Origin of the sequence: Rhizobium sp. EC-SD404, from assembly GCF_902498825.1 — a bacterium.
Lineage (GTDB): Bacteria > Pseudomonadota > Alphaproteobacteria > Rhizobiales > Rhizobiaceae > Georhizobium.
Genome location: NZ_LR701459.1, coordinates 206,891 through 226,372, shown reverse-complemented (window position 1 = coordinate 226,372; position 19,482 = coordinate 206,891). Strand labels below are relative to the sequence as shown.

20 protein-coding genes are annotated in these 19,482 nt (G+C 61.9%); 14 read left to right on the top strand and 6 right to left on the bottom strand.

The features are described 5' to 3' along the window. Positions 1 to 124: 124 nt before the first annotated feature. Both hslU and hslV read right to left on the bottom strand, forming a co-directional pair. Positions 125 to 1,429 (bottom strand): ATP-dependent protease ATPase subunit HslU, encoded by a 1,305-nt coding sequence (gene hslU / locus GC125_RS02130; protein WP_151983689.1) that lies wholly within the window; start codon positions 1,427 to 1,429, stop codon positions 125 to 127. A gap of 56 nt (positions 1,430 to 1,485) precedes the next feature. Next, positions 1,486 to 2,046 carry an ATP-dependent protease subunit HslV gene (hslV, locus tag GC125_RS02125; RefSeq protein WP_151983687.1) on the bottom strand — a complete coding sequence of 187 codons (561 nt, stop codon included), beginning with the start codon at positions 2,044 to 2,046 and terminating at the stop codon, positions 1,486 to 1,488. Positions 2,047 to 2,243: 197 nt separating this feature from the next. Here hslV and hisB point away from each other — a divergent pair, with 197 nt between their 5' ends. The 7 genes from hisB (at position 2,244) to coaA (ending at position 7,016) form a co-directional block, all read left to right on the top strand. Further along, complete coding sequence (gene hisB / locus GC125_RS02120; RefSeq protein ID WP_151983685.1) at positions 2,244 to 2,864, top strand: imidazoleglycerol-phosphate dehydratase HisB; 621 nt, start codon at positions 2,244 to 2,246, stop codon at positions 2,862 to 2,864. A gap of 34 nt (positions 2,865 to 2,898) precedes the next feature. Continuing rightward, the gene (locus tag GC125_RS02115) at positions 2,899 to 3,396 is read left to right on the top strand and encodes a DUF2628 domain-containing protein (RefSeq protein ID WP_151983683.1); all 498 of its coding nucleotides are present in this window, start codon (positions 2,899 to 2,901) and stop codon (positions 3,394 to 3,396) included. Between the two features lie 2 nt (positions 3,397 to 3,398). After that, positions 3,399 to 4,049: an imidazole glycerol phosphate synthase subunit HisH gene (hisH, locus tag GC125_RS02110; protein WP_151987442.1), complete on the top strand. Its 651-nt coding sequence runs from the start codon at positions 3,399 to 3,401 to the stop codon at positions 4,047 to 4,049. Then, a complete protein-coding gene (gene hisA, locus GC125_RS02105; protein ID WP_151983681.1) occupies positions 4,046 to 4,789 on the top strand; it encodes a 1-(5-phosphoribosyl)-5-[(5-phosphoribosylamino)methylideneamino]imidazole-4-carboxamide isomerase in 744 nt (247 codons plus the stop codon). The genes hisH and hisA overlap by 4 nt, the downstream gene beginning before the upstream one ends. Then, positions 4,786 to 5,562 carry an imidazole glycerol phosphate synthase subunit HisF gene (gene hisF / locus GC125_RS02100; RefSeq protein WP_151983679.1) on the top strand — a complete coding sequence of 259 codons (777 nt, stop codon included), beginning with the start codon at positions 4,786 to 4,788 and terminating at the stop codon, positions 5,560 to 5,562. The genes hisA and hisF overlap by 4 nt, the downstream gene beginning before the upstream one ends. A gap of 129 nt (positions 5,563 to 5,691) precedes the next feature. Then, positions 5,692 to 6,027 carry a phosphoribosyl-ATP diphosphatase gene (locus tag GC125_RS02095; protein ID WP_151983677.1) on the top strand — a complete coding sequence of 112 codons (336 nt, stop codon included), beginning with the start codon at positions 5,692 to 5,694 and terminating at the stop codon, positions 6,025 to 6,027. Continuing rightward, positions 6,024 to 7,016, top strand: a complete 993-nt coding sequence (gene coaA / locus GC125_RS02090; RefSeq protein ID WP_151983675.1) for a type I pantothenate kinase — start codon at positions 6,024 to 6,026, stop codon at positions 7,014 to 7,016. Before GC125_RS02095 ends, coaA begins: the two co-directional genes overlap by 4 nt. On the opposite strand, the gene GC125_RS02085 is transcribed toward coaA, so the two are convergent. The 4 genes from GC125_RS02085 to GC125_RS02070 all read right to left on the bottom strand — a co-directional run bounded on the left by GC125_RS02085 (position 7,003) and on the right by GC125_RS02070 (position 10,922). Continuing rightward, entirely contained in the window at positions 7,003 to 8,079 is a 1,077-nt protein-coding gene (locus GC125_RS02085) for a phosphatase PAP2 family protein (protein ID WP_151983673.1), read from the bottom strand. The genes coaA and GC125_RS02085 overlap by 14 nt on opposite strands. Before the next feature lie 44 nt (positions 8,080 to 8,123). Continuing rightward, positions 8,124 to 8,780 (bottom strand): alpha-ketoglutarate-dependent dioxygenase AlkB family protein, encoded by a 657-nt coding sequence (locus GC125_RS02080; protein ID WP_151983671.1) that lies wholly within the window; start codon positions 8,778 to 8,780, stop codon positions 8,124 to 8,126. Next, positions 8,773 to 9,204: an alternative ribosome rescue aminoacyl-tRNA hydrolase ArfB gene (arfB, locus tag GC125_RS02075; RefSeq protein ID WP_151983669.1), complete on the bottom strand. Its 432-nt coding sequence runs from the start codon at positions 9,202 to 9,204 to the stop codon at positions 8,773 to 8,775. Before arfB ends, GC125_RS02080 begins: the two co-directional genes overlap by 8 nt. A gap of 107 nt (positions 9,205 to 9,311) precedes the next feature. Then, entirely contained in the window at positions 9,312 to 10,922 is a 1,611-nt protein-coding gene (locus GC125_RS02070) for a phosphoenolpyruvate carboxykinase (protein WP_151983667.1), read from the bottom strand. Between the two features lie 381 nt (positions 10,923 to 11,303). On the opposite strand from GC125_RS02070, the gene GC125_RS02065 reads away from it, so the two are divergent. From GC125_RS02065 to GC125_RS02035, 7 genes are all read left to right on the top strand, one after another. Continuing rightward, positions 11,304 to 12,017: a response regulator transcription factor gene (locus GC125_RS02065; protein WP_151983665.1), complete on the top strand. Its 714-nt coding sequence runs from the start codon at positions 11,304 to 11,306 to the stop codon at positions 12,015 to 12,017. Positions 12,018 to 12,064: 47 nt separating this feature from the next. Continuing rightward, complete coding sequence (locus tag GC125_RS02060) at positions 12,065 to 13,855, top strand: sensor histidine kinase (protein WP_151983663.1); 1,791 nt, start codon at positions 12,065 to 12,067, stop codon at positions 13,853 to 13,855. Between the two features lie 5 nt (positions 13,856 to 13,860). After that, on the top strand, positions 13,861 to 14,340 hold the full coding sequence (locus GC125_RS02055; protein ID WP_151983661.1) for an HPr kinase/phosphorylase: 480 nt from the start codon (positions 13,861 to 13,863) through the stop codon (positions 14,338 to 14,340). A gap of 107 nt (positions 14,341 to 14,447) precedes the next feature. Further along, positions 14,448 to 14,849 carry a PTS sugar transporter subunit IIA gene (locus GC125_RS02050; RefSeq protein ID WP_151983659.1) on the top strand — a complete coding sequence of 134 codons (402 nt, stop codon included), beginning with the start codon at positions 14,448 to 14,450 and terminating at the stop codon, positions 14,847 to 14,849. Position 14,850: 1 nt separating this feature from the next. Beyond that, positions 14,851 to 15,138: an HPr family phosphocarrier protein gene (locus GC125_RS02045; RefSeq protein ID WP_151983657.1), complete on the top strand. Its 288-nt coding sequence runs from the start codon at positions 14,851 to 14,853 to the stop codon at positions 15,136 to 15,138. Between the two features lie 145 nt (positions 15,139 to 15,283). Beyond that, complete coding sequence (ahcY, locus tag GC125_RS02040) at positions 15,284 to 16,708, top strand: adenosylhomocysteinase (protein WP_151983655.1); 1,425 nt, start codon at positions 15,284 to 15,286, stop codon at positions 16,706 to 16,708. Between the two features lie 225 nt (positions 16,709 to 16,933). After that, on the top strand, positions 16,934 to 19,480 hold the full coding sequence (locus GC125_RS02035; protein ID WP_151983653.1) for a sensor histidine kinase: 2,547 nt from the start codon (positions 16,934 to 16,936) through the stop codon (positions 19,478 to 19,480). The last annotated feature ends 2 nt before the right edge of the window (positions 19,481 to 19,482 follow it).

Genomic DNA, 19,482 nt, shown 5'->3' with positions numbered 1-19,482 from the left:
CATAGAATAGGCGATGCATAGCGATCAGCCATCCTCGATGTCGAGACAGATAGGCATGGAATAGGGCACCGCGTGAACGAAAGTATCCACGCGGTGCCAAATCGCCACAATGGCCTGTCGGCCCCTAGAGGACGTAGCGCGACAGGTCCGTGTTCTTCGCCAGATCGCCCACATGCTTGCGGACATATTCGGCGTCGATCACATAGGTCGCACCGGACTGGTCGGGCGCCTCGAACGAGATCGTATCGAGCACGCGTTCCATCACCGTCTGCAGCCGCCGGGCGCCGATGTTCTCGACGCTGGCGTTGAGATCGACGGCAACGCCTGCGAGTGCATCGATGGCGTCGTCCGTGAACGTCAGTTCGACCTGCTCCGTGCCCATGAGCGCGACATATTGCTTGATGAGGCTCGCTTCGGTTTCCGTCAGGATGCGGCGAAAATCTTCCTTCGTCAGCGCCTGCAGCTCGACGCGGATCGGCAGGCGTCCCTGGAGTTCCGGCAGCAGGTCGGAGGGCTTCGAAACATGGAAGGCGCCGGACGCGATGAAGAGCACGTGGTCGGTCTTGACCGGCCCGTACTTGGTGGCGACGGTCGTACCTTCGACCAACGGAAGAAGGTCGCGCTGTACGCCTTCGCGCGAAACGCCCGCGCCCATTCCGCCGTTCTTGGCGGCGATCTTGTCGATCTCGTCGAGGAAAACGATGCCGTCATTCTCGACGGCCCGGACGGCTTCGCGGGCGATCTGCTCGTCGTCGATAAGCTTGTCGGCCTCGTCTTCGATCAGCTGCTGGTAGGACTGCTTGACGGTCGTCTTGATCTTTTTCGTGCGCTTGCCCATGGCCTTGCCGAGCATGTCGGAAAGGTTGAGCACGCCGATATTGGCGCCGGGCATTCCGGGAATATCGAGCGGCATGCCCGACCCGGTGTCGGCCACCTCGATTTCGATTTCCTTCTCGTCGAGCGTACCTTCACGCAGTTTCTTGCGGAAGGAATCGCGCGTCGCGGGCGAAGCCGTCGATCCGACGAGTGCGTCGAGAACCCGATCCTCGGCCGAAAGATGGGCCTTTGCCTTGACCTCCTGGCGCTTGCGCTCGCGTCCAAGGCCGATGCCGACCTCGACCAGATCGCGGATGATCTGTTCGACGTCGCGGCCGACATAGCCGACCTCGGTAAATTTCGTCGCTTCAACCTTGATGAACGGTGCGCCGGCGAGCTTTGCCAGGCGGCGTGAAATCTCGGTCTTGCCGACGCCGGTCGGTCCGATCATCAGGATGTTCTTCGGCATCACCTCGTCGCGCAGGCTCTCGTCGAGCTGCTGGCGGCGCCAGCGGTTACGCAGCGCGATGGCGACGGCGCGCTTCGCATCGTTCTGTCCGATGATGAACCGGTCGAGCTCGGAAACGATCTCGCGCGGAGAAAAAACGGTCATTGAGGGTATGTCCTGTGCTGTGCAATGCGTGGGGCGAAGCGAGCGGCCGAGAAATCTCAGGCCGCGTCGTCCAGAAGCTCCACCACCACGTTGCCATTGGTGTAGACGCAGATATCGGCAGCGATGCCCATCGCCTTGCGCGCGATCTCTTCGGCGCCAAGGTCGGTGTCCATCAGCGCTCGTGCCGCTGCAAAAGCGTAGTTGCCGCCGGATCCGATCGCGATCGTGCCGTGCTCGGGCTCGAGCACATCGCCATTGCCGGTGATCGCCAAGGTGACCGACTTGTCGGCGACCAGCATCATCGCCTCCAGCCGGCGCAGGTAACGGTCGGTGCGCCAATCCTTGGCAAGCTCGACTGCGGCGCGCATCAGCTGGTCCGGATACTGCTCGAGCTTCGCTTCAAGCCGCTCCAGAAGAGTGAACGCATCGGCGGTCGCGCCTGCGAAGCCAGCGATGACGTCGCCTTTTCCGAGCCGGCGCACCTTGCGTGCGTTGCCCTTCATGACGGTCTGGCCGAGGCTGACCTGGCCGTCGCCGGCCATGACCACCTGTCCGCCCTTGCGAACCGTAATGATCGTGGTTGCATGCATGGTGCCGTAGGGATCGTGCTCGCTCATGAAAATTCAGTCCTTGAACGTCGGGAGAATAGGCTCGACTGGTCCGGAGATCATCGGCCGTAAGCCGCCAATGGAATTCGAGAGCTTATGTAAGAAGCGCCAAAGCCTTTGCAATTGGCGGCCGGGAAGCCCGGCTGTTCTGGATTCTTTACAAGTGGCCTGATATGCAGCGCCGATATTCCCGGCGGAGCTTGAGCATGGCATCGAAGGACAGGGGCGAGAACGAGCGGCGCAGCGCCAGCATCTCGCGCAAGACAAACGAAACCGACATCTCGGTGAGTGTCGCCATCGACGGCACCGGACGGGCCTCGATGGAGACCGGCGTCGGATTCTTCGACCATATGCTGGACCAGCTTGCGCGCCATTCGATGAGCGATATCGAGGTGCGTGCTAAGGGCGATCTGCACATCGACGATCACCACACCGTCGAGGATACCGGCATCACGCTCGGCCAGGCTTTTTCCAAGGCGCTCGGCGACCGCAAGGGCATCACCCGCTACGCCTCGCTCGATCTCGCCATGGACGAAGCTCTCACCCGCGCTGCGATCGATGTCTCCGGCCGCCCGTTTCTCGTCTGGAACGTCACGTTCCCGACCGAAAAGATCGGCAGCTTCGACACCGAGCTGGTGCGCGAGTTCTTTCAGGCGTTTAGCCAGCATGCAGGCATCACGCTGCACGTCACCAATCTTGCGGGTGCCAACAGCCACCATATCGCGGAGACTTGCTTCAAGGCGGTTGCGCGCGTGCTGCGGTCCGCGATGGAGATCGACCCGCGCGCTGCCGATCGCATTCCGTCCACCAAGGGCATTCTCGTCTGAGCGGACGACCGCTCGGACGAAGAGAGATGACCGAATGAAAACCTTCGTGGTGATGACGCCGCCAGGCGGCGACCCGGACGGGATCGAGACGCGCTTCATTCGCGATGGCTTTGCGCCGCTCGCCTTCATCTTCCCGGTCTTCTGGTTCCTCTGGCACCGCATGTGGCTTTGGACAGGGGCCTTTTTTCTCGTCGCCGCCGTCACCAACTGGCTGATGGCGACGGGCGATACCTTCGCAACCGGTTTTGCGTTTTCGGTCGCGACATCGCTCTACGCTGGTCTCGAGGGTAACCGCCTGCGGACAGCAAAGCTGGAAGCACGCGGCTGGAGGATGGAAGCGCTGGTCGACGCGTTCTCACTCGACGAGGCCGAGGAAGTGTTCTTCACCAGGCACGCTGCGACCGGTTCCGTCGACGGCACCGTTGAACCGGATGTGCGTGATGTGAATGAGATGCGGTCCGACGGCGCGAAAACTGGCTTTCAAAGGCCCGCGGAAAGCTTCGGCATGTTTGAATGGAATGGAGTGCGCTGACCATGCAGGTCGCGATCATCGATTATGGCTCCGGCAATCTCCGTTCGGCCACGAAGGCTTTCGAGCGTGCAGCCCGTGAGGCCGGACTTGCCGCTGAAATCCATCTGACGGCCGATCCTGAAATGGTCCGGCGCTCAGACCGCGTGGTGCTGCCAGGTGTCGGCGCTTATGCTGATTGCGCCGCCGGTCTCGCCGCTGTCGACGGCATGCGCGAGGCACTGGACGAAGTCGTCGTTACCAGCGGACGGCCATTCCTCGGCATCTGCGTCGGCATGCAGCTCATGTCGACGCGCGGGCTCGAAAAGACCGTAACCCATGGTCTCGACTGGATCGCCGGTGACGTCGTCGAGATGAGTCCAGGCGATCCGGCACTGAAAATTCCGCAGATCGGCTGGAACACCATCGACCAGCGCGGCGATCACCCGCTTTTGAACGGCATCCCGACCGGGCGCGACGGGCTGCACGCCTATTTCGTGCATTCCTATCACCTTGCCGCCAGCCGTCCGGAAGATGTCGTCGCAACCACCGACTACGGTGGCGCGATGACCGCGATCGTCGCGCGCGACAACCGTGCCGGAACCCAGTTCCACCCCGAGAAGAGCCAGACCCTCGGTCTCGCTCTCATCGCCAATTTTCTGCGTTGGGCCCCATGATCCTTTTTCCAGCCATCGACCTGAAAGAGGGTCAGTGCGTGCGTTTGAAGCTTGGCGATATGGCGCAGGCGACCGTCTACAACACCGACCCGGCCGCACAGGCCCGGGCATTCCAGGATCAGGGCTTCGAGTGGCTGCATGTGGTCGACCTCGACGGCGCTTTCGCCGGATCGAGCGTCAATGGCGCGGCAGTGGAAGCCATTCTCGAGGCGACCGACAATCCGGTGCAGCTCGGCGGCGGCATTCGCACGATCGAGCAGATTGACGCCTGGCTGGACAAGGGGCTCGCCCGCGTCATCCTGGGCACCGTTGCCGTGCGTGATCCCGCGCTGGTCATCGAAGCCTGCAAGCGATTCCCCGGCAAGATCGCCGTCGGAATCGATGCCAAGGGCGGCAAGGTTGCCGTTGAAGGCTGGGCGGAAGCCTCGGAGCTCGGCGTGATCGAGCTCGCCCGCAAGTTCGAAGGCGCCGGCGTTGCGGCGATCATCTACACCGACATCGACCGGGACGGCATCCTCACGGGCATCAACTGGGACAGCACGCTGGAATTGGCCGATGCGGTCTCCATTCCCGTCATCGCATCCGGCGGCCTCGCCTCCATCGCCGATGTCGTGCGCATGACGATGCCGGATGCGGTTAGGCTCGAAGGCGCGATCACTGGACGGGCGCTCTACGATGGCCGCCTCGATCCGGCCGAAGCCCTCGATGTTCTCAAGTCGGCTAAGGAATCCGGCAAATGAGCCTCAAGTCTCGCGTCATTCCTTGCCTGGATGTGAAGGACGGCCGTGTCGTCAAAGGCATCAATTTCGTCGATCTGATCGATGCGGGTGATCCGGTCGAGGCGGCGAAGGCTTATGATGCCGCGGGTGCCGACGAACTTTGCTTCCTCGATATCACCGCTTCGTCCGACAACCGCGAGACGATCTTCGACGTCGTCGCCCGCACGGCTGAACAGTGTTTCATGCCGCTGACGGTCGGTGGCGGGGTCCGCACGGTCGCCGATATCCGCAAATTGCTGCTGGCTGGCGCCGACAAGGTCTCGATCAACACGGCCGCAGTGAACAACCGCGCCTTCGTCAATGAAGCGGCCGACAAGTTCGGCAATCAGTGCATCGTCGTCGCAATCGACGCCAAGAGGGTTTCGGGTCCTGGCGAGGATGCGCGCTGGGAGATCTTCACCCATGGCGGGCGCAAGGAAACCGGCATTGACGCGATCGAGTTTGCCATCGACATGGTGGATCGCGGCGCTGGTGAACTGCTCCTGACCTCGATGGACCGGGATGGCACCAAGAGCGGCTTCGATATCGCGTTGACCCGAAGCATTGCCGACGCCGTGCGCGCGCCCGTCATTGCGTCTGGCGGGGTGGGAACGCTCGACCATCTGGTCGAAGGGATCCGCGATGGCCATGCAACGGCGGTGCTCGCCGCCTCGATCTTTCACTTCGGTACATTTACCATCGACGAAGCCAAGCGCCACATGGCTGCCGCCGGTATCGCGGTGCGGCTCGATTAGAGCGTTTCCAGGTGAAATGGATGCCGGTTCACCGTTCGGAAACGCGACAAACGAAAAACTGAGAGTGATTGAGCGTTTCGAAGAAAAGCGAAATTACTCTAGGCTCCTTTAGGGCAGGGACGGTGACGTATGAATGGTTTCGATCTTTCCCGATTGGAAGCGATCGTTGCAGAGCGGGCTGCAGCCTCGCCTGACGAATCCTGGACTGCGCGATTGGTGTTAAAGGGCCGCGAAAAGGCGGCGCAGAAACTCGGCGAGGAGGCGGTTGAAACCGTGATCGCGGCCGTCGGCCAGGATCGGGCGGAACTGGTCGGGGAAAGCGCGGATCTGCTCTACCATCTGCTCGTCGTCCTGAAGATCGCCGATATTCCGCTCGCCGAGATCATGGCGGAACTCGAGCGCCGCACCGGAAAATCCGGCCTTCAGGAGAAGGCCGATCGCGACGGGAGCGCCGCGCCGCGATGAAGCGCGATACGGGGTTTGGCGAGGATATCGGCCTCGATCATTTCAGGCCGGGCACCTATTCGCCCTATCGCATCTTCTCCGCCGAGGAATGGTCGCGTTTCAGGGCCGACACGCCGCTGACGTTGACAGCCGACGAGATCGGCCGGCTTCGGTCCCTCAACGATCCGATCGACGTCGACGAAGTCAGCCGCATCTATCTGGCCGTGTCGCGGCTGCTTTCTGCGCATGTCGAGGCGACGCAGTTGCTGTTCAAGCAGCGCACGCACTTTCTCAACGCGCACAACACGACCAAGACGCCCTTCGTCATCGGCATCGCCGGCTCGGTCGCGGTCGGCAAGTCGACCACGGCCCGCGTGCTGCAGGAGCTTTTGAAGCGCTGGCCGTCGAGCCCCAAGGTCGACCTGGTGACGACCGATGGCTTCCTTTATCCCAACGCGGCGCTTCGGCGCGACAGCATGATGGATCGCAAAGGCTTTCCAGAAAGCTACGACATCGGCCAGGTGCTGCGCTTCCTGTCGGCCATCAAGGCCGGGCAACCCAACGTTCAGGCACCGTTGTATTCGCACCTGACCTATGACGTTCTGCCCGGCGAGTTCCAGACGGTCGACCGCCCGGACATCCTGATCTTCGAGGGCATCAATGTGCTCCAGGTGCGCACATTGCCGGAAGACGGAAAGATCGTTCCCTTCGTCTCCGACTTCTTCGATTTCTCGATCTATATCGATGCGTCCGAAGACCTGATCCACAAATGGTATGTGGAACGCTTCATGCGCCTGCGGGAAACGGCGTTCAAAAACCCCGATTCCTTCTTCAACCGCTACGTCACGATCTCCGAAGACGCGGCACGCGCCGTCGCGGAAGGCCTCTGGCAGAACATCAATCTGAAGAACCTGCGCGAAAACATCCTGCCCACCCGCCCCCGCGCCGACCTGATCCTCAAGAAGGGCGAGAACCACTTGATCGAACAGGTGGCGCTCAGGAAACTTTGATCCTACCTGGCCGCCCTTCGATCGCTTTAAGTGCGATGTGCAGCGCGAGAACGACGACGATCGAAACATAGCCGTCGATCGCGTAGTGCCATCCGAGATAGACTGAACTCGCCAGCACGAGCCCGAGATAGGCGAAGGCAATCGCACCAAGTCTGCGACTGTAGTCGAAGAGGAAGAACGCATTTAACGCGGCGAGCCCGACATGCATGCTCGGAAAGGCGGAAATGCCTGTCCCAAACGCCATCTCGCCTCGGGTATAAGTCGACCAGAGATATTCCTGGAACCGCGCGGCCGAATGAGCGGAACCCTCGCCTCCGGCAATGAACGTCATGAGACCGGCAAAGCGCTCGGTGTCGCCGGTCACGTGATGGTAGAAGGCAGGCCCTGCCGAAATCCACGCGAGCGCCAGGAGGTTGCCGATCACGATCCAGCTTAGCGTGAAACAGGCGAAGTAGCGGGCGCGGAAGGCCGAAGCACGTGGCGACACGGCAATCCAGAACAACGGCAGAAAGCAAACCAGAAACCAGACGACGTTGTAGTTGAATTCGATTGTCTGACGGCCCCAGTCGCTCGCGAGCCATCCCTGCAGGAGCGTCCAAGGCTCATGTCCGAAGTGCAGCCAGGCATCCCAGTCGGCCTGCGCGCGATCGTGGAGAAAGCCGCCGCGAAGGGTCGGCATCATCGTCTTGAACGTCGTGAAGCTGCCCATGAAGAGCATGAGCGCCATCAGCAGCACGAGGCCGGACGTGAACGTTGCGAGACGATCGGCCGACGTCGCCTCCTGCAGCAGAAGTCGTCGTTCGCGCCAGTCATTGGTGCGGTGGATGATCGTGAACAAGATGCCGGCGATCATGAGGATCGGGCACATGACGAGGTAGAGAGGGATCCACTGTTTGAAGTAGAGCGGGTGAGCAAGCCCTTCGAACCCGATCCAGCCCCGCACGACAAGAACCGCTGCCCCATGCAGGGCGATGATCAGCAGGACGGGAGCATTCTCGCCTATCAGAAACCGTGCCGGCATCCGCAAAGACGTCTTGGTCGGTATGCTCTCGATCGTCGACATGGAAGGCTCGCGCTGGGTCTCGCCGCGAGATTAAGGCGCAAGCGTTAACTCTCGGTTCCAGGGGTCTGGATTGGCGTCACCCGCCGCAGCGTCAGATTGATCCGCCCGCCGTTTTTCAGGAGCGTTGACGTGCCCGCGTAGATGCGGTCGACGCCGTGATAGGCGAGGCGGGCTGGTCCGCCGAGGACGACGACATCGCCGCTGTTCAGCGTAAGCGATGCGGTGGAGCCGCCGCGCACCGTTCCGCCGATGCGGAAGCGGCAATCGTCACCGAGCGAAATGGAAAGGACCGGTGCGTCGAGATTTTGCTCGTCCTTGTCCTGGTGCAGTCCCATCCGGGCATCGGCGTCGTAGAAATTAACGAGACAGGCTTCCGGTGGAAAATCGACGCCGGCGAGATCGCGCCACAGATCGAGAAGTGATCCCGGCATCGCCGGCCAAGGTCGCCCGGTCGCGGGGTGAAGCGGCTGGTAGCGGTAGCCACCCGCCTGGTCCGTCACCCATCCAAGGTCGCCGCAATTCGTCATGCGCACGCTGAGGGCCTTGCCGGTGCGCGGCATGCGTGGCACGTAGAGTGGTGCCTGCGCGACGACGAGCCGAATATCCTCCAAAAGTGCGCGCTGATTGTCCATCGTGAGGTGGGCTGGGAGGTATCGGAAACCTTCCGCAATGCGATCCCGCCCCGACGATGCCTCAGTCATCTACCTTGCCGCGCATCTTCTTGATCGATCCGCGCTCTGACTTGGCCTTCAGGCGTCGCTCGATGGCGCCGCGCCCCGGCCGGGTCTTCTTGCGCGGCGGTGGCGGCGGCTCGGCTGCCTTGGCGATGAGTTCGCGCAACCGGTCGCGGGCATCCTCCCGGTTCCGCTCCTGGGTTCGGAACCGGCTTGCTTCCAGCACGATGTCGCCATCCTTGGTCGCGCGGCGCCCGGCGAGCTTCAGCGCGTTTTCCTTGACCCGGTCCGTGAGCGAGGGGGAGTTTGCGGCATTGAACCGCAATTGAACCGCGGTGGCGACCTTGTTGACGTTCTGTCCGCCGGGGCCGGCAGACGTGATGAACTGCTCCGTCAGCTCCCATCCCTTGATGGTGATCGCGCGTGTGATGATGAGGTCGTCGCTGGCCATGTCCCCATTTGCGCTTGGACTCGCAAAAAGAAAAGTCGGCGAACAGAAAAACAAAGGCCCGCGACCGTTCCGGGGTCGCAGGCCTTCCGATGCATCGGTGGCGTGACTTATTCGGCGGCCATGGGAAGCCGGGGTGCTGCGCCCAGCACATCGCCGCCCACATGCTCTTCGAACTTCTCGAAATTGGCGATGAACATGGAAACGAGCTTCTCCGCCTGCCGGTTGTAGGCGTTGCCATCGGCCCAGGTGCGGCGCGGATCGAGGATCGCCGCGTCGACGCCGGGGACGGCGAGCGGCACTTCGAACCCGAAATTCGGATCGGTCCGGAAGCTCGCCTCGTTGAGCGAGCCGTCGAGCGCGGCGGCAAGAAGAGCGCGTGTTGCCCGGATAGGCATGCGCGAGCCGGTTCCGTAGGCCCCACCGGTCCAGCCGGTATTCACGAGCCAGCAGGAAACGCCGTGGCGGGAGATCAACTCACGCAGCAAATTGCCGTATTCGGAGGGGTGCCGCGGCATGAAGGGAGCGCCGAAGCAAGTCGAGAACGTTGCCTCTGGCTCGGTTACGCCCTTCTCGGTGCCTGCAACCTTGGCAGTGTAGCCCGACAGGAAGTGATACATCGCCTGCGCTGGTGTCAGCCGCGCGATCGGAGGCAGCACACCGAAGGCATCCGCCGTCAGCATGATGATGTTCTTCGGATGCGCAGCCGTCCCTGTTGAGCTGGCATTCGGAATGAAATGCAGCGGATAGGCGCAGCGGGTGTTTTCCGTCAGCGATCCGTCGTCGAATTGCGGACGGCGCTGCTCGTCGAGCACGACGTTTTCCAGAACCGTGCCGAAACGCTCGGTAGTCGCGTAGATTTCCGGCTCTGCTTCGCGCGAAAGGCGGATCGTCTTGGCATAACAGCCGCCTTCGAAATTGAAGATGCCGTTTTCGCCCCAGCCATGCTCGTCGTCACCCACGAGAACGCGGGCCGGATCGGCCGAAAGCGTCGTCTTGCCTGTTCCGGAAAGTCCGAAGAAGATCGCTGCGTCGCCGGCCAGACCGGTGTTCGCAGAGCAATGCATCGGCATGACGCCCTTGGCAGGCAGGAGATGGTTGAGAACGGTGAAGACGGACTTCTTCATTTCGCCCGCATAGGACGTTCCACCGATGAGCACGATGCCACGCGTGAGATCGGCGGCAATCACGGTGCTCGAGCGCGAACCGTGCCGCTCTGGATCGGCCTGGAAGCTCGGCAGGTCGATGATCGTGAGCTTCGGCTGGAAGTCGTCCAGCGTCTCAGCGGCAGGGCGGATCAGCAGGTTGCGAATGAACAGCGAATGCCAGGCGAATTCGGTGACGACACGCGTCGGCAGCTGGTTTTCGGCATCGGCGCCACCGACCAGATCCTGGACGAAGAGATCCATATCCTTGGCGTGTGCAAGGAAATCGGCGTGAAGCGCATCGAAATGATCGCGCGACATCGCCCTGTTGTTGTCCCACCAGATGACGCCATCGGTGTGCTCGTCGCGGACGATGAACTTGTCTTTGGCGGAGCGCCCCGTGTGCTGGCCGGTCAGAGCCCGCAATGCGCCATGCACCGTCAACTCGGCCTCTCCACGGGAGATGGACTGCTCGTAAAGCGCGGCTTCCGGCAAATTGTAATGCACGCTGGCGACATCGGAAAACCCGATCGTCGCAATGTCGATGGCCTGATTGCGCCGTCCGATCTGCTTCATATGTCACCTGCTCCTGGCTTGCGGGGCGGATTGAAAGGAGCCGGACAATAGTGTCGACGCTCGGACAACGCAACACGATGAATCAGTAATTTCGCAATAATATCAGAGTATTAATCGATTTAAAAATGTCGCCTTCAGTTTAAATCGGTTGTATTGCCGGTGTTGGATCTCCAGCTTCCGCCATGCGGCCTTGGCAGTGCGCAAAGGTGCGGGTGACATGGCAGTGCTGGCGTGCCACACTTTGTTCTTACTTCATACCCATGTAGCGCAGGCGGTTGGTCTGCGCGTGTGTGGCGCGCGGCGTGCCGCGGGGCGGGTGGGGCTTCGAGCAACCTGAAATCAGCCTAAGGGACGCGCCGGATGTCAACGGAGACTTTGCCAATGCAGACCATCGCTCTTGTCGATGATGACCGGAACATTCTGACCTCCGTATCGATCGCGCTCGAATCGGAAGGGTACCGCGTCGAGACCTATACCGATGGGGCATCCGCGCTGGATGGTTTGTTGGCCCGGCCACCCCAACTCGCGATCTTCGATATCAAGATGCCGCGCATGGACGGCATGGAGTTGCTGCGACGGCTGCGCCAGAAATCCGATATTCCCGTCATCTTCCTGACGTCGAAGGACGAGGAGATCGACGAGCTTTTCGGCTTGAAGATGGGCGCCGACGATTTCATCACCAAGCCCTTTTCTCAGCGGCTTCTTGTCGAGCGCGTCCGCGCCGTTCTGCGCCGAGCCAGCAACCGCGAGCTCGCGGCCGCCGCAAAGCCTGGGCAGGTCACCTCGAAGACGCTCGAGCGCGGCTCGCTGATCATGGATCAGGAACGCCATACCTGCACGTGGAAGAACGAGCCCGTCACGCTGACCGTCACTGAGTTTCTCATCCTCCAATCGCTCGCCCAACGCCCCGGCGTTGTGAAAAGTCGCGACGCGTTGATGGATGCCGCCTATGATGAGCAGGTCTACGTGGATGATCGCACCATCGACAGCCACATCAAGCGCTTGCGCAAGAAGTTCAAAATGGTCGATGACGGTTTCGACATGATCGAAACGCTTTACGGTGTCGGCTACCGTTTCCGCGAAACGCCCGCCTGACATCGTTGAGTTTCGGAGGGCGAGGATGAAAGGCAAGACGACCGGCCATGGTCGCTGAAACGCAGCAAGGCGGTTCCAGACCGTCCGGGGCGTCCGCAAGGCCGCGCCGCGGTGCTCCGCGTCCGCTGAGTCTGCCTTTCATGCTGATCCGGCGCCTATTCGGCAACATCGTCTTCTCAAGCCTTACCCGGCGCATTCTCTTCCTGAATCTCGCCGGCCTGCTCGTCCTCGTCTTCGGCATCCTCTATCTCAATCAGTTCCGCGAAGGCCTGATCGACGCGCGCGTTGAAAGTCTTTTGACGCAAGGCGAGATCATCGCTGGCGCGATCGCCGGTTCGGCGACCGTCGAAACCAATTCGATCACGATCGATCCGGAAAAGCTGCTCGAGTTGCAGGCCGGCGAAAGCATTGCGCCCAATTCACTGGATGAGAATCTCGATTTTCCGATCAATCCGGAACGCGTCGCTCCGGTGCTGCGGCGGTTGATTTCGCCGACCCGCACACGGGCGCGCATCTATGACGGCGAAGCGAACCTCATCCTGGATTCCCGCTACCTTTATTCGAGCGGCCAGGTGCTGCGCTACGATCTGCCACCGGTCGCGCCGGAGGAGGAAGGCCTTTTCGGCAGCGTCGGCAATGTCGTGAACCGCATGTTGCAGCAGCGCAACCTACCGACCTATCGCGAAGAGCCGGGCGGCGACGGGTCCATCTATCCCGAAGTCGTCAATGCCCTGACCGGCGGGCGCGGCGCCGTGGTGCGCGTTACCGACCAGGGCGAGCTGATCGTTTCCGTCGCGGTGCCGGTGCAGCGGTTCCGCGCGGTGCTCGGCGTTCTGCTGCTCTCCACGCAGGCCGGCGATATTGACAAGATCGTCCATGCCGAGCGGCTGGCGATCGTGCGCATTTTCGCCGTCGCGGCTACCGTCTCAATCGTCCTGTCCCTGCTTCTCGCCAGCACCATCGGCAATCCGCTGCGCCGCTTGTCTGCCGCAGCGGTGCGCGTCAAGCGCGGGGCGCGGGCACGCGAGGAAATCCCGGATTTTTCCGATCGTCAGGATGAAATCGGCAACCTGTCCGTCGCGCTTCGCGACATGACGAACGCGCTTTACGATCGCATGGACGCAATCGAGCGCTTTGCCGCCGATGTCAGCCACGAGCTCAAGAACCCACTGACCTCGTTGCGCAGCGCCGTCGAGACCCTGCCTTTGGCCCGTACACCGGAGAACAAGGAACGTCTCCTTGAAATCATCCAGCATGACGTGCGCCGGTTGGATCGCCTGATCAGCGACATTTCGGACGCCTCGCGGCTGGATGCCGAACTCGCGCGCCAGGACGCGTCGCGCGTGGATATGGTGAAGCTGTTGACCGAATTGGTGGAGCTTGCCCGCCATGCCCATGCCAATGCCAAGCCGGTCCGCATCGACCTTGCCGTCAAGCTAGAGCCGTCCCAGCGCAACGCTGCAATCGTGCACGGCCACGATCTGCGGCTCGGACAGGTGGTCACAAACCTCATCGAGAACGCAAGGTCCTTCGTGCCGGAACAGGATGGCAGAATCCTTGTGACGATCGACCGCAAGGGCGACTGGTATCGGATCACGGTGGAAGACAACGGGCCCGGCATCCAGGCCGAAGACATCGATCGCATCTTCGAGCGTTTTTATACCGACCGTCCGGCGGGTGAGGATTTCGGCCAGAATTCCGGCCTTGGATTGTCGATCAGCCGACAAATCGTCGAGGTTCATGGCGGTTCGCTGACGGCCGAGAACATGCGTGACACCGAGGATGGTCCGATCAAGGGCGCCCGCTTCCTGATCCGCCTGCCTGCCGAACACCGCTGAGCGCGATGGACGCCCCCGCCTCCAATGTCCATGCAACGGCACTCGTCGTGGGGGAGATCGGCCTCCTGATCACCGGCTCCTCCGGGTCAGGAAAGAGCGCGCTGGCACTGGCCATCATCCACGCATGCTCCTCGAAGGGCATTTTCTCGCGGCTGGTTGCCGATGACCGCGTCTGGATCACCGTCAGGGCGGGCCGGGTCATCGCCAGCACGCCGGCACCGATCGCCGGGCTGATCGAGGTGCGCGGAACGGGCATAGTCCCTTTGCCGTTCATTCAAAGCGCCGTTCTGCATCATGTTTTGGCGCCAATCAGCGCGGAGCGGGTGCCTGACGAGACGCGAATGACGTTCGCGGACGGCATTTCCCTGCCCATCCTTCCTCTCAGATACGGCGAGCCGGCCGTTGCGATTGCAACCCTTGCGGCAGCTTTGGACGCATTTGGATCGAAACAGACAACGAATCAGGCATTCAGCGGTTCGATGTGACTTTTTTGCGCTTGCACTCGGGCGTTCGCTCGACAAGATTTGCGCCGACGCTCCGGGGCATGTGATGCGTGCCGCGATAATGAAAGAATGACGGGAGCCCTCATTTGATGATCGGTTTGGTGCTTGTCACCCACGGCAAGCTTGCGGAAGAGTTCAAGCATGCGCTCGAGCATGTTGTCGGTCCGCAAGCGTCGGTGGAGACCGTCTGTATCGGCCCTGACGACGATATGGATCAGCGCCGTCTCGACATCGTCGATGCAGTCAGCCGTGTCGACCATGGGGCGGGCGTCATCATTCTGACCGATATGTTCGGTGGAACGCCCTCCAACCTTTCGATTTCGGTGATGGACGGCGGACGGATCGAAGTCATCGCCGGCGTCAACCTGCCGATGCTGATCAAGCTCGCCGGCGTGCGGGTCGATGGCAACATGGAGCGCGCGCTCGAAGAGGCGCAGGATGCGGGCCGGAAATACATCAATGTCGCGAGCCGAATCCTCAGTGGCAAATGATATGGGCACCATCGACCAGCCGTTGAAGCGAACGCTGTCGATCGTGAACAAGCGCGGCCTGCACGCGCGGGCATCGGCGAAATTCGTCCAGACCGTAGAGCGGTTCGACGCCGAGATCGTCGTCAGCAAGGACGGCGTCAGCGTCGGTGGAAGCTCGATCATGGGCTTGATGATGCTGGCGGCCAGCCCCGGCTGCCATATCGCGGTTGAAGCAAGTGGCCCCGAGGCGCCCGAGGCTCTGGAGGCGCTGGCGGAACTCGTTGCCAACCGCTTCGGCGAAGAATGCTGATCCAATTGATCGCATAACGACATAAAGAAATCTTTATATGTGAGTTGATGGTAGCGCCGATCCCTGATATGGGGCGCCCATGACGCCATTCTGCCGTCCCGGGCCAGCATTGTTGCTCGCCCTCGACGCGCTTTCGGAGATGACGATGAGCACAGCCATCAAGACGCAGTTCGCCCAGGGTGACGATTTCCTCGTCGCCGACATGTCGCTTGCAGCCTATGGCCGCAAGGAAATCACCATTGCCGAAACCGAGATGCCGGGCCTGATGGCCTGCCGCGAGGAATTCGGCGAGACCAAGCCTTTGAAGGGTGCCCGCATCACGGGCTCGCTTCACATGACGATCCAGACGGCGGTGCTGATCGAGACGCTCACGGCTCTCGGCGCTGAAGTCCGCTGGGCATCGTGCAATATCTTCTCGACGCAGGACCACGCTGCCGCGGCGATCGCTGCAACCGGCGTTCCGGTCTTCGCCGTCAAGGGCGAAACGCTGGAAGACTATTGGACCTACACCGACCGCATCTTCCAGTGGACCGATGGCGGTACGTCCAACATGATCCTCGATGACGGTGGCGACGCGACCATGTACATCCTGCTCGGCGCCCGCGCCGAAGCCGGCGAAGATGTCCTGTCGAACCCGGGCTCCGAAGAAGAAGAAATTCTGTTCGCGCAGATCAAGAAGCGCATGGCTGCAACGCCGGGCTTCTTCGCGCGCCAGCGCGACGCCATCAAGGGCGTCACCGAAGAGACCACCACCGGCGTGAACCGCCTGTACCAGCTGCAGAAAAAGGGCCTGCTGCCCTTCCCGGCGATCAACGTCAACGACAGCGTCACCAAGTCGAAATTCGACAACAAGTACGGCTGCAAGGAATCGCTGGTCGACGGCATTCGCCGCGCGACCGACGTGATGATGGCCGGCAAGGTCGCCGTCGTCTGCGGCTATGGCGATGTCGGCAAAGGTTCGGCTGCCTCGCTCAAGGGCGCCGGCGCTCGCGTCAAGGTCACGGAAGTCGATCCGATCTGCGCACTGCAGGCTGCCATGGACGGCTTCGAGGTCGTGACGCTGGAAGAGGTTGCCTCGACGGCAGACATCTTCATCACGACCACGGGCAACAAGGATGTCATCCGTCTCGAGCATATGCGCGAGATGAAGGACATGGCGATCGTCGGCAATATCGGCCATTTCGACAACGAAATTCAGGTTACCGCGCTCAAGAACTTCAAGTGGGACAACATCAAGCCCCAGGTCGACATGATCGAGTTCCCGGGCGGCAGCCGAATGATCCTTCTTTCGGAAGGTCGCCTGCTCAACCTCGGCAACGCGACGGGTCACCCGTCCTTCGTCATGTCGGCCTCGTTCACCAACCAGGTCCTGGCGCAGATCGAGCTCTACGCCCGCGGCGAGCAGTACCAGAACGAAGTCTACGTCCTGCCGAAGCACCTCGACGAGAAGGTTGCGAAGCTGCATCTGGCCAAGCTTGGCGCGTCGCTTTCGGAGTTGTCGACGGAACAGGCCGACTACATCGGCGTATCGCAGACCGGACCGTTCAAGCCGGAACACTATCGCTACTGATCTCCAGTCTTAAGACTTAAGCCCATCCAGGCCGCGCCTTGCAGAAGGCGCGGCCTTACTTTTTGGCGCCTTGGCCTTTCCGGCGATTCAGCGAAAAGGTACCCTCGACCATACGATTCGCGCGCGCCTGACGGGGACGACTGGGCGCCGCGACGGGTCCCGCGTGATGGGGCTCTTTCATCTCAGTGGAAGGCCGGTCCAACGGGCTGCGGAGAGGACGACGAAATGTCGGGGTCTGACGGGACACAGGGTGCGCCTGAGCATGGGTGTGCAGCTGACGGGGCACAACCGGCCGCGTCGCGCAAACTCTTGCGAAAACCGATCTGGACCGGCTCTTTTGCCGGAGGTTCCGCCATCATCGCGGCGCCGGATCTGGCATTTGCGGCAGAGGCAATTCCGCTTCCCTTCGGATGGGCGCTGTCGTCGATCGACGTCGTCGGTGGAGCAACGGTCATAGGCGCGGTCTCGGCCGCGCTTTTGTCGGCAATCTGGATCATCCGCGAGAAGGCGAAGATCGAAGCCGAGAACGGCGAACTCAAGGTACGGCTCGGCGACGCGAACACGCAGATCGATCGCTACGACGCATTGATTGTCGACAAGGATCGCCGGATCATCGTCTGGGACGGCGATGACCAGTCCGCCGTTCTTCTCGGAGATCTGCCGACGGAAGCGGGAGCACCTGAAACCCGCGCCGCCTTCCTTGCTTTCGGGCGCTGGCTGGAGGCAAAGTCCGCCGCGTCGCTTGAAAACGCCGTCGATCTTCTGCGCGCCCGCGGCGAAACCTTCGACGTGGTGATCGAGACACAGCGCGGCCAGCTGCTTGAGGCGCAAGGCAGGGTTTCAGGCGGCCGCGCCTTCGTGCGGTTCCTCGCCCTTGGCGATCTGCGTGCCGAGCTAGCAGCATTGAAGACCGAGCGTGATCGCCTGGCCACGACGATGGAAACCATACAGACAGTCCTGGATGCGATCGACCAACCCTTCTGGGTCCGCATGGCCGATGGCCGGCTCTTGTGGGTCAACAGTGCCTACGCCCACGCTGTCGAGGCCGTGGATGGTGAAGATGCGGTGCGCCGCGAACTCGAGTTGATTGGCACCCACCAGCGCGAGCGCATCCGCATGGCGGCAACGCCCGATCGCCCGTTTGCCGACAAACTATCGACTGTGGTGCGTGGCAACCGGACGATCTACGACGTTGTAGAAGCGCGCTCGGTGATGGGCGTTGCCGGCATGGCAAGCGACATCAGCGACGTCGAGGCCGTGCGTGAAGAACTCGCCCGTACGCTACGAAGCCATTCCGAGACGCTGGACCATCTGGCAACCGCCGTCGCCATCTTCGATCGCGAACAGCGCCTGCAATTCTACAACCAGGCGTTCCAGAAGCTGTTCGGGCTCGATACGCCCTTCCTTGAAACGCGGCCGGGCAACGCGGAATTCCTGGAGCGCCTCCGCGTTGACGGAAAGCTGCCGGAGCAGCACTCCTGGCGCGACTGGAAGGACCAGATGCTCGCCGTCTACCACAGTGTCGAGCCGCAGCAGAATTTCTGGTACCTGCCCGATGGCCGCACGCTGAACGTGTTTGCGACGGCACACCCACAAGGCGGCGCCACCTGGGTCTTCGAAAATCTCACCGAGCAGGTTGATCTGGAGCAGCGCTACAATACGCTGGTCAAGGTGCAGGGCGAGACCATCGATCATCTCGCCGAAGCTGTGTGCGTATTCGGTGCCGATGGCCGGCTGAGGCTTTCCAACCCAGCCTTCCGCGTTCTCTGGGGCATCGGCGAAGCCGAGGCGCAGCCCGGAACGCATATCAGCACCATCACCCGCGTGTGCGAACCGGCCTATCCGGAAGACGATGGCTGGCGCAACTTCTCGGCCATCATCACCAGTCTGGACGAGGAACGCCGCAGCTATTCCGGCCGCTTCGATCTGAAGACCGGCCTGATTCTCGACTACGCCGTCGTGCCGCTGCCAAACGCGCAGACCATGCTGACCTTCGTCAACGTGACGGACGGCGCTCGCGTCGAGAAGGCGTTGACCGAGAAGAACGACGCGCTGCGCAAGGCGGACGCTCTGAAGAACGACTTCGTCAAGCATGTCTCCTATGAGTTGCGCACCCCGCTCACCAACATCATCGGTTTTGCCGACCTTCTGCGCACCGAGACGACAGGGCCGCTCAATCCGAAGCAGGCCGAGTATGTGGAGCACATCGCGACCTCCTCCTCCGTGCTTTTGATGATCGTGAACGACATCCTTGATCTTGCCACGGTCGATGCCGGCATCATGACGCTGGAGCGCACCGAGATCGACATTGCCGAACTTCTCGACGAGGCGGCGAACCTGATGAGCGATCGGCTGAAGGAAGGCGATCTGACGCTCGCCGTCGATGCTCCGGCCCATCCGGGCACCTTTGTCGCCGATCGGCAGAGGGTTCGCCAGATCCTGTCGAAGCTGCTGAGCAACGCCGCGAATTTCGCGCCCGAGGGTTCGCAGATCCAGCTGCGCTGCCGCCGCGAAGCAGGCGACATCGTTTTTTCGGTGTCCGACCAGGGCCCCGGCATCCCGGCTCACATGCTGCAGACGATCTTTTCGCGGTTCGAAAGCCATGGTTCGGGCGGCCGCCGTCGCGGCGCCGGCCTTGGCCTCTCCATCGTCGACAGCTTCGTCAGCCTGCATGACGGCCGCGTCGAGGTGGACAGCGTCGAGGGACGAGGCACGACGATCATTTGCCGCCTGCCCGCCGGGAGCCGGCTCGAAACGGTGGCCGCGGAATAGAG